The 15,014-nt window shown below is 65.4% G+C and carries 15 protein-coding genes; 7 read left to right on the forward strand and 8 right to left on the reverse strand.

Annotation, left to right across the window (positions count from 1 at the left end):
• The first annotated feature begins 3 nt into the window (after nt 1-3).
• Genes ACGGKE_RS08315 through ACGGKE_RS08325 form a run of 3 tightly spaced genes read left to right on the forward strand, consistent with a single transcriptional unit; the run spans nt 4 to nt 2,882 of the window.
• Complete coding sequence (locus ACGGKE_RS08315; protein WP_394436918.1) at nt 4-1,323, forward strand: DUF2254 domain-containing protein; 1,320 nt, start codon at nt 4-6, stop codon at nt 1,321-1,323.
• Nucleotides 1,304-2,170, forward strand: coding sequence for a carboxylating nicotinate-nucleotide diphosphorylase (nadC, locus tag ACGGKE_RS08320; RefSeq protein ID WP_394436920.1), 867 nt, complete (start codon nt 1,304-1,306; stop codon nt 2,168-2,170). Before ACGGKE_RS08315 ends, nadC begins: the two co-directional genes overlap by 20 nt.
• On the forward strand, nt 2,163-2,882 hold the full coding sequence (locus ACGGKE_RS08325; protein ID WP_394436922.1) for a ribonuclease T: 720 nt from the start codon (nt 2,163-2,165) through the stop codon (nt 2,880-2,882). The genes nadC and ACGGKE_RS08325 overlap by 8 nt, the downstream gene beginning before the upstream one ends.
• 5 nt (nt 2,883-2,887) lie before the next feature.
• Here the strand turns inward: ACGGKE_RS08325 and ACGGKE_RS08330 are convergent, their stop codons facing one another.
• Complete coding sequence (locus tag ACGGKE_RS08330; protein ID WP_394436924.1) at nt 2,888-3,310, reverse strand: DUF4112 domain-containing protein; 423 nt, start codon at nt 3,308-3,310, stop codon at nt 2,888-2,890.
• Between the two features lie 18 nt (nt 3,311-3,328).
• Nucleotides 3,329-4,816 (reverse strand): ABC transporter substrate-binding protein, encoded by a 1,488-nt coding sequence (locus ACGGKE_RS08335; RefSeq protein WP_394436926.1) that lies wholly within the window; start codon nt 4,814-4,816, stop codon nt 3,329-3,331.
• Nucleotides 4,817-4,954: 138 nt separating this feature from the next.
• Here ACGGKE_RS08335 and ACGGKE_RS08340 point away from each other — a divergent pair, with 138 nt between their 5' ends.
• On the forward strand, nt 4,955-6,358 hold the full coding sequence (locus ACGGKE_RS08340; RefSeq protein WP_394436928.1) for an OprO/OprP family phosphate-selective porin: 1,404 nt from the start codon (nt 4,955-4,957) through the stop codon (nt 6,356-6,358).
• Nucleotides 6,359-6,401: 43 nt separating this feature from the next.
• On the opposite strand, the gene metH is transcribed toward ACGGKE_RS08340, so the two are convergent.
• From metH to ACGGKE_RS08360, 4 genes are all read right to left on the reverse strand, one after another.
• The gene (metH, locus tag ACGGKE_RS08345; RefSeq protein ID WP_394436930.1) at nt 6,402-9,002 is read right to left on the reverse strand and encodes a methionine synthase; all 2,601 of its coding nucleotides are present in this window, start codon (nt 9,000-9,002) and stop codon (nt 6,402-6,404) included.
• A 197-nt stretch (nt 9,003-9,199) separates the two neighbouring features.
• Nucleotides 9,200-10,246: a homocysteine S-methyltransferase family protein gene (locus tag ACGGKE_RS08350; protein ID WP_394441838.1), complete on the reverse strand. Its 1,047-nt coding sequence runs from the start codon at nt 10,244-10,246 to the stop codon at nt 9,200-9,202.
• A 90-nt stretch (nt 10,247-10,336) separates the two neighbouring features.
• Nucleotides 10,337-11,248, reverse strand: coding sequence for a methylenetetrahydrofolate reductase (gene metF, locus ACGGKE_RS08355; protein WP_394436932.1), 912 nt, complete (start codon nt 11,246-11,248; stop codon nt 10,337-10,339).
• Nucleotides 11,245-12,216, reverse strand: a complete 972-nt coding sequence (locus ACGGKE_RS08360; RefSeq protein WP_394436934.1) for an ArsR/SmtB family transcription factor — start codon at nt 12,214-12,216, stop codon at nt 11,245-11,247. Before ACGGKE_RS08360 ends, metF begins: the two co-directional genes overlap by 4 nt.
• Before the next feature lie 215 nt (nt 12,217-12,431).
• Here ACGGKE_RS08360 and ACGGKE_RS08365 point away from each other — a divergent pair, with 215 nt between their 5' ends.
• The gene (locus ACGGKE_RS08365; protein WP_317516598.1) at nt 12,432-12,650 is read left to right on the forward strand and encodes a circumsporozoite protein; all 219 of its coding nucleotides are present in this window, start codon (nt 12,432-12,434) and stop codon (nt 12,648-12,650) included.
• Between the two features lie 76 nt (nt 12,651-12,726).
• Complete coding sequence (locus ACGGKE_RS08370; RefSeq protein ID WP_394436937.1) at nt 12,727-12,966, forward strand: hypothetical protein; 240 nt, start codon at nt 12,727-12,729, stop codon at nt 12,964-12,966.
• Nucleotides 12,967-13,017: 51 nt separating this feature from the next.
• Here ACGGKE_RS08370 and ACGGKE_RS08375 read toward each other — a convergent pair whose 3' ends face one another.
• The gene (locus tag ACGGKE_RS08375) at nt 13,018-13,428 is read right to left on the reverse strand and encodes a glycine zipper 2TM domain-containing protein (RefSeq protein WP_394436939.1); all 411 of its coding nucleotides are present in this window, start codon (nt 13,426-13,428) and stop codon (nt 13,018-13,020) included.
• 188 nt (nt 13,429-13,616) lie between these two features.
• Between ACGGKE_RS08375 and ACGGKE_RS08380 the strand changes: the two genes are divergently transcribed.
• Entirely contained in the window at nt 13,617-14,633 is a 1,017-nt protein-coding gene (locus ACGGKE_RS08380; RefSeq protein WP_394436941.1) for an esterase-like activity of phytase family protein, read from the forward strand.
• Between the two features lie 62 nt (nt 14,634-14,695).
• Here the strand turns inward: ACGGKE_RS08380 and rpmB are convergent, their stop codons facing one another.
• Nucleotides 14,696-14,989 carry a 50S ribosomal protein L28 gene (gene rpmB / locus ACGGKE_RS08385; RefSeq protein WP_009822595.1) on the reverse strand — a complete coding sequence of 98 codons (294 nt, stop codon included), beginning with the start codon at nt 14,987-14,989 and terminating at the stop codon, nt 14,696-14,698.
• Nucleotides 14,990-15,014: the final 25 nt, after the last annotated feature.

Below are 15,014 nucleotides of genomic sequence, written 5' to 3' on the forward strand. Positions count from 1 at the left end.
GCCATGGTCGCCCGGCTGCGCGCGTTCTGGCAGGGGACGAGGGCCAGCTACTGGTTCTATCCCGCGCTCTTCACGCTGGGCGCGGCGCTGCTGGCGATCCTGACCGTCTGGTTCGATCGCCATGGCGCTGCGCAATGGCTGACCAGCCATGAATGGGTGGATGAGGCGCGGCCCGAGGGCGCGCGCAACGTCCTCAACGTCATAGCCGGGTCGATGATCGGGGTCGCGTCGACCGTCTTTTCGATCACCATCGCCGCCGTCGTCTACGCTTCGGGCAGCTATGGCCCGCGCCTGCTGGCCAATTTTATGGAAGACCGCGGCAACCAGCTGTCGCTCGCGACCTTCATCGCGACCTTCGTCTATGCCGTTCTGGTGCTGCGCGTGGTGCGCGACGCCTATGAGACGGCGGGCGATCCGGGCTTCGTGCCGCAGCTGTCGCTGATGATCGCCACCGGACTGATGGCGGCGTCGATCGCGGTGCTGGTCTATTTCCTCAACCATGTGCCCGCGTCGATCCGCATCAACGCGGTGCTGGAAGGCATTGGCGAGCGGCTGCTGCGCAGCGTGCGCCAGCGTTTCCCGCATGATTGCGGCGCCGAACAGCAGGACCAGCCGCCCCAGGGCGCGCCGGTGGCGGCGACGGGCACCGGCTATATCCAGATCATTGATTTCGCCGGGCTGGACCGGATCGCGCGCGACGCGCAATGCCGCATCGAGCTGCGCCTGCGGCCGGGCGATTTCGTCCATCCCGACGTGGTGCTGCTGGCGGTGGTGGGGACGAAGCTGGACCCGCGCCTGGCGGACCGCCTGCGCGGATGCTTTTCGCTGGGTGCAATGCGATCGCCATCGCAGGACATAGAATTCCTGATCGACGAACTGGTCGAGATCGCGCTGCGAGCGCTGTCGCCGGGCATCAACGATCCCTTCACCGCCGTGACCGCGCTTCACTGGATGGGCGCGGCGACGGCGCAGATCGGCGCGCGCGACCTGCGCGGCGGACCCGACCGGGGCGATTATGACTGGAACCGGATCGTGCCGATGAACGATGATTTCGATCATTTCGTGCGGCGGGGCTTTGGCGGCGTGCGCGCGGCGGCGGCGACCAGCCCGATCGCGGCGGCGCAGTTCCTGGACTGCCTGCTGGGCGCGGGATCGACGCTGACCCTGAACGGGCGGCGCGCGCGGCTGCGCGAGGAAGGCGCGCTGCTGATGGCGCAGGCGCGGCTGGAGCTGGCCGGTCCCTCAATCGAGGAACTGGACGCCCGCTATTGCGATTTCCTTGAAGCCATGAAAGACGGCACGCATGAACGGCTTTCCTCCTGACGCCTTTTCCCTGGACGGCTTCGATCTAAGCGCCTTTGTCGCGTCCACCCTGGCCGAGGATCTGGGCCCCGATGGCCGCGACGTCACCAGCGAGGCGGTGATCCCGGCGGACGCGATGTTCGAAGGCGTGATGGACAGCCGGGATGCGGTGACGCTGGCGGGCCTGCCAATCGCCGCCGCCTTCTTCCGCGCGCTCGACCCCGAGGTCGAGATAGAGATGCTGCACCGCGACGGCGATCAGGTCGCGGCCGGCACCGACCTGATGCGCATTCGCGGCAAGGCGCGGGCGATGCTGACGGCGGAGCGGTCGGCGCTCAACAGCGTCCAGCATCTGACCGGCATCGCGACAATGACGCGCGCCTATGTCGACGCGATCCTGGGCACGGGCGCGACGCTGCTCGACACGCGCAAGACCATTCCCGGCCTGCGCGTCCTGGAAAAATATGCCACGCGCATGGGCGGCGCGACCAATCACCGCATGGGATTGTGGGACGCGGCGATGATCAAGGACAATCATGTCGCGGTCGCGGGATCGGTGGAGGAAGCGGTCCGCCGCGCCGTCGCCGCCGGCGTCGCGCGCATCATCGTCGAGGTCGACCGGGTCGACCAGATCGAGCCGGCGCTCAGCGCCGGCGCGACTCATCTGCTGCTCGACAATATGGCGGCACCGGTGCTGCGGGGCGCCGTGACGCTGGTGGGCGGGCGCGTGCCCACCGAGGCGTCGGGCGGCGTCACCCTGGAGACGATCCGCGCCAAGGCGGAGACGGGCGTCACCTATGTCAGCGTCGGTCGCCTGACCCAGTCGGCTCCGGCGGCCGACATCGGACTGGATTTTGCTTATGCCTAAAACCCTTCTGGCTCACCTGGCCATTACAATCGCCCTGGTTTCGCCCGCCGTCGCGCTGGCACAGGCCAGTCAGTGCCGCCTGCCCGAGATAATCGCCCGGCCCAAGGTGGAAGGGCCGACGGCGGAGGAGCCGAAACGTGTTCTGCCGATCGGCTATTACACATTGGCGATCAGCTGGACGCCGCAATATTGCAAGACGGCGCGGCCGAACGCCGATAATGCGTTTCAGTGCCGATCCGGCAATGATTTCGGTTTCACCCTGCACGGGTTGTGGCCCGATGGCCATGGCAAGGAATGGCCGCAATATTGCAAGCCTGCCGGCGTGCTGCCGCGCAAGGTGATCCGCGACCATCTGTGCGCAACGCCGTCGGTGCAGCTTATCCAGCATGAATGGGTCAAGCACGGCACCTGCATGCCGACGACGCCGGCCAAATTCTTCGCCCTGTCGCGCAAGCTGTATCATGCCCTGCGCTATCCCGACATGGATGCGCTGGCCCGCCGGCCCAATCTGTCCGCGCAGGAATTTGCCCAAGCCTTTGCCGCCGAGAACAAGGGTATGGTTGCCGACGGCATCCGGCTCAACGTCACACGCAACGGCGCTTTGAGCGAGGTATGGATCTGCATGGATCGCAACTTCCGCTACATGTCCTGCCCGCCGCAGCAGGGTGGAGTCAGACATCGCGCACAGCTGCGGATTGAGCCGCGCGGCTGATCGGATCAGCCGTCGATCGTAACCGTCGAGGGATGATGGCGATCGAGATGCTTGTGGATGATCCGGAGATTCCTCGTGTTCGACTTGTAGAGAAAGTCGAAAATGTCGCCGGCAAAGGGGATGGCGCCGACCAGCGTGTCGACGCCGACATTGGCGGCCATGCGCGTCAATTGCCATTTGGACATGCCGAGGTTGCGCGCTTCCCAGACGATCCAGGCCCCCATGGCGGCAGTGGCGATGTCGCCCACTACCGGCACCAGGCCGATCAGGCTGTCGAGCCCAACGCGGCGGCTGGTGCCGGGGATGACGAACAGTCCCTCCAGCATCGCCTCCATCGCCTCGACCCGGCGGCGCACCGATGCGGGGTCGCGGCCAAAACCGGGCATGTCCCGCACGATGCGGTCGAACTGGTCCTGCGATAGCGCCATGATCGTCTCCTTGAACCCTTAATTGGGAGAGCTGAAGAGATGGTTCAATGGGTGACGCGCGCGCGGTGAAGGCGCGAAACCGCTGAGCCTGCGCGAGACGAGCGACCAGCGCACCGGCGCGCCGAGCGCGATATAGCCATTATGCGCCTGCATCAGCGCTTCGGCCTCGGCGGCGCGCGCCATACGTTCTTCAGCGCTGCTGGCGAGGCTGGCCGCCTGCAGCGCGGCATCCGCTTGAGCATTGCAGTGAATCTTTCGTACGCAGCCGACGCGGCCCAGATACCAAAGCGCGCTGTCATAGGGCGCCACTTCGTCGATCAGGCGCAGGTCGGCGGACTCCTTCATCGCGACGCGCTGCGCGGTGACGCCGATCGCGGCCAGATCGCGGCGCAGCAGGCCAAAGAGCAGGGTCGCGCCCGGCCCCTGTGGCAGCGCGATGCGCAGCAGCGGCGTTTCATCGGCATGATCGGCGCGCCAGCGCGTGATGATCGCCCTGCCCTGCGCGCGGCGCGCTTCCATCGGCTGGTTGGCCCAGGCGGGCGGCGTGGGCGCCCGGCCCAGATCCAGGTCGGACGGCACGATCTGTTCGGTCGTCGTCCATCCGCCGAGCGGGAAGAGATTGGGCAACTGGCTGCGGTCGATCGCCATGTTGATCGCCGCGCGAACGGCGTCATCGTCCAGCAGCGCGCCCTTGCCCACTATGGCGAGGCCGAGCAGCCCCTGCACCGGATCGATCCGCACGGCGTCGCGATCAATGCCGGCGGGAATCAGCAGCGGCACGTCGGCGAAGCGGCCGCCCAGCATAAGTCCCGCCTGACCGGCGCGGAAACGCAGGATGGCGAGCGCGGCGCGTTCGGCGCGCAGGACGCGCAGTTGCGCAGGCGGGACGGGCTCGTCCTCCGTCTCTATGTCGCCGGTGGAGCGATCGACCGGGGTGAGCATCAGCGCGTCGCCCCGGCGCGTGGCGCGATAGGGCCCTGTGCCCCCGTCGCGCGAAAGGATGGCCATCTGCGGCTGGGCCAGCATCTGGAGCATGAAGGGGCGCGCCGCCGCCATGCGGATTTCGACGACTTCCCCGGTCATCGGCACGACCGCCTGCACCGCATCGAGCGGTCCATCGGGATCGAGTCGCCGCAGGCTGTTGATGCGCGCCATCAGCATCCGCGCAACGTCGGCGGCGGTCACGCGGGACCCATCCCCCCAGAAGGCGCGTCGCAGCCGGAAAATGTAGCTGCGTCCGTCATCCTCGACGATCCAGCGCTGAGCCAGGCCGGGGATGATGTCGCCGCGCGCATCGAAGGCGACGAGTCCCTGGGCCGTGCTTTCCAGCAGCAGCTTGGCGGCCGGATCGGGCAGTTGCTGCAGAGGCTTGGCAAAATCTTCGCGATCCCCCACGACGCTGACCACGACCGGCCCGCTGCCCTGGTCGGAGCAACCGGCAAGCGCCAGCCCCAGAGCGACGGCGAGGACCGTGGAGGCGCGGCAGGAACGATGGAGAGCAGCCATGACGGACAGGATTAGCTCCAGTTAGCGCGATCGCCAACCAGGCATGGGACGGACCGCAATGTCACATTTCTTACATGCTGATGACTTTGGATTGAAACATGATCGTCATATTGGCGGCGTCCGCTCAGGAGGAAAGCCATGACGTTCATCCATCACCTGCTGCCGGGTTCGGCGATCGTCCTGTTGCTGGCGCCGGCGCCCGTAGCGGCCCAGGCGATCAGCGCGCAGGATGCGGCTGCGCTGCGCGCGCAGATCGCCGCGCTCAAGGCGCAGGTGGATCAACTGGAGGCGCGCTTGAATGCGGCAGACGCAGCGTCAGCGCAAGTCGAGATGGCAGCCGCGGCTGCGAACAAGACGCCGGCCGCCCCGAAGGCAGATGCTGCGGCGGCCGCGGAGACCTCCGTCCGCTGGAAGGGCGGCCCGGTCTTTTCGCAGGGTGACATGACATTCCACCCCAAGGGACGCATCCAATATGACGCCGGCCTGTTGATGACGCCCGATGATGTGGCGGACCGGGCGCGCGGCTATTCCAACGAATTGCGGCGGTTGCGGCTGGGCGGCGAAGGCCAGATCGGCGGTGGCTTTGGCTACAAGCTGGAACTGGAGCTGTCCGACAACAGCGTCGACCTGGTCGACACCTTCATCACCTATGAGAGCGGCCGATGGCTGGTCACGCTGGGCAATCATAATGGCTTCCAGTCGCTGGACGAGTTGATCAGCGACACGGGCGGCGCGGTGATGGAGCGTGCGGCCTTCACCGACGCCTTCAATTTCGAGCGGCGGCTGGGGCTGTCGGTACAGTACAGGGCCGGCATGGTGCTGGCGCAGGCGGGCATTTTTTCCGACAGCGCCGATTCGCTAACCAATGACGCCGACGGGGCCGATGGCGGGGACGAGAATGATAGCTACGCGATCGACGGGCGGATCGTGCTGGCGCCCAAATGGGGCGACACGCAGTTCCATATCGGCGCTTCGGCCCATGTGCGCGATTTCCAGCGGCTCTCGTCAGTGGGGCAGCGCTATCGCCAGCGCGCCTATCTTCATTCCGCCAACAGCCGCTTTCTGGCGACGCCGCAGATCGTGGCCGACGGAGAAAGCCATTATGGCGTCGAGCTTGCGGGCGAGCGTGGTCCCTTCTGGTGGGCGAGCGAGGCGCACTGGCTGCGCGTGTCGCAACCCGGCGTGCCCGACCCCGTCTTCTTCGGCGGCTATGGCGAGATCGGCTATGTGCTGACGGGCGAGACGCGCGGATACAAGAACGGCATTTTCGGCACGGTCAAGCCTGAGCGCCCGATGGGCAAAGGCGGCTGGGGGGCGCTGCAGGCGACGTTGCGCTACGACTATCTGGACCTGAACGACCGGACCATCACCGGCGGCACGCAGAACGCGCTGATCGGCGCGCTGGTGTGGACGCCCGTCGAATTCCTGCGGTTCAACATCAATTATGCGCATCTGCGCTATACCGACGCGGCGATCCTGGCGGGCAGCGACGCCGACTACAGCGTCGACGTGATCGGATGGCGCGCGGAGCTGGACTTCTGAACGCGACGCGAGCGGCGCGCATGATGGCGCCGCCCGCTTCGCTTCAGTCGAGATTGGGGCGCAGATAGCGCTCCGCCGTGTCCAGGTCGATGCCGCGGCGCTGGGCGTAATCGGCTAGCTGGTCTCGGCCGACGCGCGCGACGCCGAAATACTCCGCCTGGGCATGGCCAAAATAGAAGCCGCTGACCGCCGCCGTGGGCAGCATGGCGAAGCTTTCGGTCAGGCTGACGCCGGTGGCATGATGCGCATCGAGCATATCGAACAGCAGCGGCTTCAGGCTATGTTCGGGACAGGCGGGATAGCCGGGCGCTGGGCGGATGCCGCGATATTGTTCCTTGATGAGCGCTTCGTTGGTGAGCTGCTCCCCCTCCGCATAGCCCCAGAGCGCAGTGCGGACATAATGGTGGAGGCGTTCGGCGAAGGCTTCGGCCAGGCGGTCGGCCAAGGCTTTAAGAAGAATGTCCGAATAGTCATCGATCGCCGCCTTGAAGCGCGCCAGATGCGGTTCGATGCCGTGGATCGAGACGGCGAACCCACCCATCCAGTCGCCATCATGGCTGATGAAATCGGCCAGGCACATATTGGCCCGCCCTTCCCGCTTCGCGATCTGCTGCCGCAGCATCGGCAACCGGACATGTTTTTCATCCTCGACATGGACGATGATGTCGTCGCCCTCCCGGCGGCAGGGCCAGAGGCCGCAGACGCCGCGCGCGGTCAGCCATTTATCCTCGACGATGCGCTCCAGCATCTTCTGCGCGTCGGCGAACAGGCTGCGCGCGCTTTCGCCGACCACCGCGTCGTCGAGGATAGCAGGGTAATTACCCGCCAGTTCCCAGGCGCGGAAGAAGGGCGTCCAGTCGATATAGTGGACCAGATCCTTGAGGTCCCAATCCTTGAAGACATGGACGCCGGGCAAGCGCGGACGGGGAGCCTTCAAACTTTCGTCGATCTCGAAGCCGTTGGCGCGCGCGTCCTCGATGCTGAGCAGCTGGCTTTGCCCCTTGCCTTCACGCGCCTTGCGGACATGCTCATAATCGGCCTTGGTCCGGGCGACGAAATCGGTCTTCTGCGTTTCGGAGACCAGCGCGGTGGCAACGCCCACGGCGCGGCTGGCGTCGAGCACATGGACGACAGGGCCCGTGAAGGCCGGGTCGATGCGCAGCGCGGTATGGACCTTCGACGTGGTGGCGCCGCCGATCAGCAGCGGCATGGTCATGTTGGCGCGCTGCATTTCGGCGGCAACCGTCACCATCTCGTCCAGCGAGGGGGTGATGAGACCGCTGAGGCCGATCATGTCGGCGTCATTTTCATTCGCGGCCTTGAGGATGTCCTGCCAGGGCACCATGACGCCCATGTCGATGACGTCGAAGCCGTTGCACTGAAGCACGACACCCACGATATTCTTGCCGATGTCATGGACGTCGCCCTTGACCGTCGCCATGATGATCTTGCCCTTGCCCTTGGCGCCGGGTTCCTTCGCCGCCTCGATGAAGGGAAGGAGATGCGCGACCGCCTTCTTCATGACGCGGGCGGATTTCACGACCTGGGGCAGGAACATCTTGCCCGCGCCGAACAGGTCGCCCACGACGTTCATGCCGTCCATCAGCGGCCCTTCGATCACCTCGATCGGCTTGGCGGCGGCGAGGCGGGCTTCCTCCGTATCCTCCACCACATACATGTCGATGCCCTTGACCAGCGCATGTTCCAACCGCTTGGCGACAGGCCAGCCGCGCCATTCCTGCGCCGCCTTCTCGGACGCGGCATCCTTGCCCTTGAAGGATTCCGCGAGCGTGACGAGACGATCGCCGGCTTCGGGATCGGTGTTGAGCAGCACATCCTCGCACGCCTTGCGCAGCGCGGGGTCGATCGAATCATAGACGTCGAGCTGGCCCGCATTGACGATCGCCATGTCGAGCCCGGCGGGGATGGCGTGGTAGAGGAACACGCTGTGCATCGCCCGGCGGACCGGTTCGTTGCCGCGGAAGGAGAAGGAGAAGTTGGAGAGCCCGCCCGAGATATGGGCGTGCGGGCAGCGCTTCCTGATCTCGCGGCACGCCTCGATAAAGTCCATGCCGTAATTATTATGTTCCTCGATCCCCGTCGCGACCGCGAAGATGTTGGGATCGAAGATGATGTCCTCCGGCGGGAAGCCGATGGACAGGAGGAGCTGATAGGCGCGCTCGCATATCTCGACCTTGCGATCCTTCGTATCCGCCTGTCCCGTCTCGTCGAAGGCCATGACGACCACGGCGGCGCCATAGGCCATGCATTTGCGGGCATGGTCGAGGAAGATGTCGACGCCTTCCTTCATGCTGATCGAATTGACGATCGGCTTGCCCGAGACGCATTTGAGGCCCGCTTCGATCACGTCCCATTTGGACGAATCGATCATGACGGGCACGCGGCTGATGTCCGGCTCCGACGTCATGAGTTTGAGGAAGGTGGTCATCGCCTCGACCGCGTCGAGCAGCCCTTCGTCCATATTCACGTCGACGATCTGCGCGCCATTTTCCACCTGCTCGCGCGCGATGTCGATGGCGGCGGCATAGTCGCCGGCCATGATCAGCTTCTTGAACTTGGCGGAGCCCGTGACATTGGTGCGTTCGCCGATATTGACGAAATTGGCGGTGGATTGGCTATTCATCGTCTCTTCCAAAAAATCCTCCCCCACAGGGGGAGGGGGACCGGCGGAGCCGGTGGAGGGGTGTCACGCCATCGAGAGGGTTGAGCAGGTCGGTCATGCGCCCCGGCATGACCTTCAGATTGCCGGGGCAATCTGAACCTGCTCAACCCCTCCGTCTGGCTTTGCCAGCCACCTCCCCTGCCAGGGGAGGATGAAGACTATGCCGCGATGTGCATGGGTTCGAGGCCGGCGAGCCGGGTCACGATCGGCAATTCCGGAACGACGCGCGGCTGACGGCCAGCCAAGGCCTTCGCCACCGCGCCGATATGGGCAGGCGTCGTGCCGCAGCAGCCGCCGACCATGTTGACGAGGCCTTCGTCCACCCAGTCGCGGATCAGCTTCGCGGTGGTTTCGGGCAGCTCGTCATATTGGCCCAGTTCATTGGGCAGGCCGGCATTGGGATAGGCGAGGATCAGCGTGTCGGCATTTTTCGACAGTTCGGCCAGATAGGGGCGCAGCAGGTCCGCGCCGAACGCGCAATTGACGCCGATGGTGAGCGGCTTCAGGTGCCGCAGCGAATACCAGAAGGCGTTGATCGTGTGGCCCGACAGGTTCCGGCCCGACATGTCGGTGATGGTGAAACTGAGCATCAGCGACACCGAGCGGCCGGCGGCGGCTTCGGCTTCGCGCGCGGCCATGCCGGCGGCCTTGGCATTGAGCGTGTCGAAACAGGTTTCGACCAGCAGGAAATCGACCCCGCCTGCGATCAGCGCGTCGCATTGCTCGCGATAGTCGGCCTTGAGCGTATCATAATCGACCTCGCGATAGGCGGGATCGTTGACGTCGGGCGAAATGGAGAGCGTCTTGTTGGTCGGGCCAATCGATCCGGCAACGAAGCGCGGCTTGCCGTCCTTCGCGCTCGCCGTCTCGCAGGCCGAGCGCGCCAGCTTCGCGGCGGCGACATTGATGTCCCACACCAGATGCTCGCAACCATAATCGGCCATGGCGATCCTGGTCGAGGAGAAGGTGTTGGTCTCGATCATGTCGGCCCCCGCCTCCAGATAGGCGGCGTGGATGCCCTCGACGATGTCGGGGCGGGTGAGGCAGAGAAGATCGTTATTGCCCTTCTGGTCCTTCACCAGATCGAGATTGCCGCGATAATCGGCTTCGGTCAGGCCATGTTTCTGGATGGACGTGCCATAGCCGCCATCGAAGATCAGGATCTTTTCCGCCGCCAGGGCGCGCAATTGTGCTTCGGCGCTCATCATCGAAACTCCGCCTTTAAAAACAATACCGTCCGTCCCGAGCAGGAGACTCAGCGTGTCGAAGGCTGGTCAGGACGACAGAGAAATCCATCATGCCGCTGCGTTCGCCATCACCTTGGGCCGCAGCCCCAGCAGATGGCAGATCGCATAACTATGTTCCGCCCGGTTGAGCGTGTAGAAATGAAAGTCGCGCACGCCGCCTTCATAGAGTTTGCGGCAAAGTTCGGCCGCGATGGTGGCGGAAACGAGCTGGCGCGCGGCGGGACGATCATCCAGCCCTTCGAAAAGGCGGCCCATCCAGGCGGGGACGTCCGTGTTGCACATCGCCGCCATCCGCTGAACCGAGGCGAAATTGCCGACCGGCATGATGCCCGGCACGATGTCCGCATCGATCCCCGCGCCACGGACCTTGTCCATGAAGCGGAAGTAGGTTTCAGGCGCGAAGAAGAATTGCGTGATGGCGCGGGTGGCGCCCGCGTCGAGCTTGCGCTTGAGATTGTCGAGGTCGCTTTGCGCGTCGCGCGCGTCGGGATGCACTTCCGGATAGGCGGACACCGAGATTTCGAAGGGATGGCGCTTCACCAGCCCGGCGACCAGGTCGGCCGCGCCCGTATAGCCGCCCGGATGCGCTTCGAACCGGCCGCCCTGTTCGGGCGGATCGCCGCGCAACGCGACGATGTGGCGCACGCCCGCCGCCCAATAGGCGTCGGCGATCTCGTCAATTTCCCCCTTGCTGGCGGCGACGCAGGTGAGGTGCGCGGCGGCGGCAAGCGGCGTTTCCCGGGCGATGCGGGCCACCGTATTATGGGTCCGCTCACGCGTCGAGCCGCCCGCGCCATAAGTGACGGACACGAAACGCGGCGCGAGCGGAGCCAGCGTCTCGATCGCCGACCAGAGCTGCGCCTCCATCTTCTCCGTCTTGGGCGGGAAGAATTCGAAGCTGACGCGAGCGTCACCGGCAAGATCGGCATAGAGCGGCGGGAGGCGATCAGGGAGGGTCATGCGGACATCCGTCGTTCGAGCGGCAGGACGTCGGCGCTTTTGCGCCGCCCCAGCCACAATTGCACTGTCAGTTCCTGGCCCGGCAGGCTTTCCACCCGCTCCAGGACGAGGCCCGCATCCGCGAACCAGCGATCAATTTGCGCGTCGGCGAAGCCCAGCCGCGCATGCTGGTCGCGGGCGCGCAGTTCCTCGCGCTCATGCGGGGCGAAATCGGCGATCAGCACGCGGCCGTCCCGCGCGGTCACTCGCGCCGCTTCGGCGATGACGCGCTCGGGCGCCTGGGCATAATGAAGCACCTGGTGCAGCAGCACCGTGTCGATGCTGCCCGGCGCCAGCGGCAGGTCGAGGAAATCGCCAAGCAGCAGCGCATATTTGTCGCCGGCGTCCTGCGGCAGCTTGGCGCGGGCGAGACGAAGCATGTCGGGGCTGCGATCCAGCGCGGTCACCTGGCGCGCGGCGTGGCCGAACAGTTCGATCATGCGGCCAGTGCCGGTACCGATGTCGAGCAGATGGCCGATCGGCGCCTGAGCCAGCAGCGCCGTCATCGCCGCTTCGACCTGCGCTTCGGGGACATGGAGCGAGCGGATCGCATCCCATTGCTCGGCATGTTCGGCGAAATAGGCTTCGGCGGCGCGGGCGCGCTCGGCCCGCACCTCCGACAGGCGAGCCAGATCCGCCGCCTGCCACAGAGCCTCCGATGCCGATGGGCGCAGCCGGTCGAACAGGGTGAGGAAAGGCGCGACCCCCTCCTCCCGCGCGAGGCGCAGGAACACCCAATTGCCCTCCTTGCGCCGTTCGACCAGGCCCGCTTCGCCAAGGATGCGGACATGGCGCGACACGCGCGGCTGGCTTTGCCCCACGACCTGTGCGATCTCGCCCACGGCCAGTTCCATCGCCCGCAGCAAGTGGACGATGCGCAGCCGCGTCGGGTCGCCAAGCGCCCGGAAAATGTCGAGAGCGGAGTGCATGATAGTATCATATAAAGAAATCTTTATATGCGTCAATGCTCCTCATTTCTGCGGCGAACAAGCCGTAACGACCCCCGCAAAGCCTTGCGCCTGCATGAATGGGATTGCCTTGGTTCGATCAAAGCATTACGAATCGCGGCGCAGGCGCAATGGGGGGTGAGCTTTTCTCCGAGAGTGGTCTGCATCTTTTTTATCTCAGAGAGGGGTTGTTGCCCATGACCAAGTCGATTGCTCTTTCGCTCGTTCTCGCCGCTTCGCTGGGCCTGGCTGCCTGCTCGGGCAACCATGAGGAAAATGCTGCCAATGCGGCCGCCAATTCCGCCGAGAACGCGTCGAACGCGGCCGACAACGCCATGAACGCTGCGATGAACGCCGCCGACAACGCCGCCAACGCTGCGTCGAACGCGACCAACAACGTCGCCAACGCGATGTAATCGTCCCGTTCAGGGAAGAATTGCGAAAGGGGTCGCTCCGGCAACGGGGCGGCCCCTTTTCCATGGGAGGTAATCCATGCCGCGCGTTGCGGGACTGATGGCCATGGTGATGCTGACAAGTGGTTGCGGATCATCGGACGATGACGGCGTGGGCGGCGTCAGCGCCAGCGAGGCGCGAGCGCTGAACGAGGCCGCCGCCATGCTGGATGCGCGCGCCGGTGCGGCCGAGGACAAGAGTGCGGGACTAAACCCGGCTGCGCGGATGGCCGCCGAGCGCCAGCGCGGCGCGCAGCCAGCGGCTGACCCCGCGCAATGACAAAGGGCCGCCCCGATGGGACGGCCCTTCATCCTGTCGATAGCTGGCAGATCAGCAGTTGCGGTCGATCGCGCGGCCGGCCAGGGCCCCCACGCCAGCACCGATGATGGCGCCTGCGGTGCCGTCACCGCGGCCGTAACGGCCCGAATTGCGGCCGACTTCATTGCCAAGCAGGCCGCCGGCGATGGCACCGATGATGGTCCCACCCGTGCCATTGTCCCGGCAGCGATAGCCGCCGCGATAGCCGCGATAATAATTGTTGCGATAATAGCGGTCGCCGCGATAGCTGCGATCATAGTTTCCACGATAACCGCGATAGCCACGGTCATAGCCACGATAATGATCGCCGCGGTCATAACCGCGATAATGGTCGCGGGCCATGGCCGGCGTGGCGGTGACGGCGAGGGAGGCAGCGCCCATGGCCAGAGCGGCTCCCATATTCACTAGAAACTTCATTGTCATGGCGGTTGCTCCTCCAAAAAGTCATGCTCTCCGGCGAAGCGCCTAAACGGATTCGCCATTGATTGACGTCCTTATGCCTGATCGGGTTTGAGCCATGGCTGAATGATGCTGTCAGCCTCCGTTCACCTGCGGACGACCCGTCACTGCTTTGCTGCGTCCTGCCGCATATTGGCCTATGCGAGGCGGCGATGACGCGAATCCTGATCGTCCTGGCGCTGGCCGTGCTGCTGTTGCCGGCGCCCCACCCCGGCAAGCCGGAGGCGGTGCGGGCGGGTGCGCTGCTGGTGACGGCGCGAGCGCTGCCGCTGGATCCCGCGATGCCTGGGCGGCGGCGGATCGGCGCGCTCACTTATCTGGTCGGGTGGGAGCTGCAGAGCGCCAATCCCGGCTTCGGCGGCATATCCGCATTGCTGGCGGCGGGGCCCGGCGAGATGCTGGCGCTGAGCGATTCGGGCATATTGATGGGATTTCATGTGGGACGAGGGCCCCGATCGCGCCGCCCCTTCATCGCCCCCCTGCCCGTCCGACCACAGGACCGGCACCAACCTTGGTGGGCATGGGATTCAGAATCGCTGACGCAGGACGCGGACACCGGCCGCTACTGGGTGGGTTTCGAGCTGCAGCAGTCGGTCTGCCGCTATGGCCCCGGTTTCGCGCGGGTCGAGGCCTGCCGCGCCTGGCCGCAAATCGCCGCCTGGCCCAAGACGGGATCTATCGAGTCGCTGGCGCGCCTGCCCGACGGGCGGTTCCTGGCGATCGGGGAGATGGGCATGACCGCCGAAGGGCGGCATGAGGCCCTGCTTTTCCCCGGCGACCCCGCGGACGCAGCGACCGGCGCGCCCATGCCGCTGCGCTATACCCCGCCGCGCGGATACCGCCCGACGGACGCGGTGGCGCTGGATGCGCGCCATCTGCTGGTGCTCAACCGTCGTCTCACGTTGCAGGAGCTGTTCACCGCGACCGTCGCGATCGTCGAACTGCCCGACACATTGACGCCGGGCGCGATATTGAAGGCGCGCACGCTGGCCCGGCTGGCGCCGCCGCTACTGGCCGACAATTTCGAGGGGATGTCGGTGACGCGCGAGCAGGGCCGGCCGATCCTGTGGATCATATCCGACGATAATCACGAATTTTTCCAGCGCACCCTACTGCTGAAATTCGCGCTGACGGATACTGTGCCCGGAGCGGGCCGCCAAGCAAGGTAACGGCCGACGCAAAAAAGCGGCCCGTCGCCAGGCCGCTCGCTTGCCGAAACGAATCGAGAGGATCAGGCCGCGGCGGCGGCCTTCTTCTTGACGATGTCGCGCTTCAGGCGACGCGCCTTCAGCGACAGCTTGTCGTCGCTGGTCTTGACCAGCCAGTTGTCCAGGCCGCCATTATGTTCCACCGAACGCAGGCCATGGGTCGACACGCGCAGCTTCACGGTCGTTTCCAGCGCTTCGGAGATCAGCGACACGTTCTGCAGGTTGGGCAGGAACACACGCTTGGTCTTGTTGTTGGCGTGGGAAACATTGTGACCCACCTGGCGGCCCTTGCCGGTCAGCTCGCAAATGCGCGACATAGTCAGTTCAACCTTTGAATTCGGG

The organism is Sphingobium naphthae (genome assembly GCF_043589935.1).
Classification (GTDB): Bacteria; Pseudomonadota; Alphaproteobacteria; order Sphingomonadales; family Sphingomonadaceae; genus Sphingobium; species Sphingobium naphthae_A.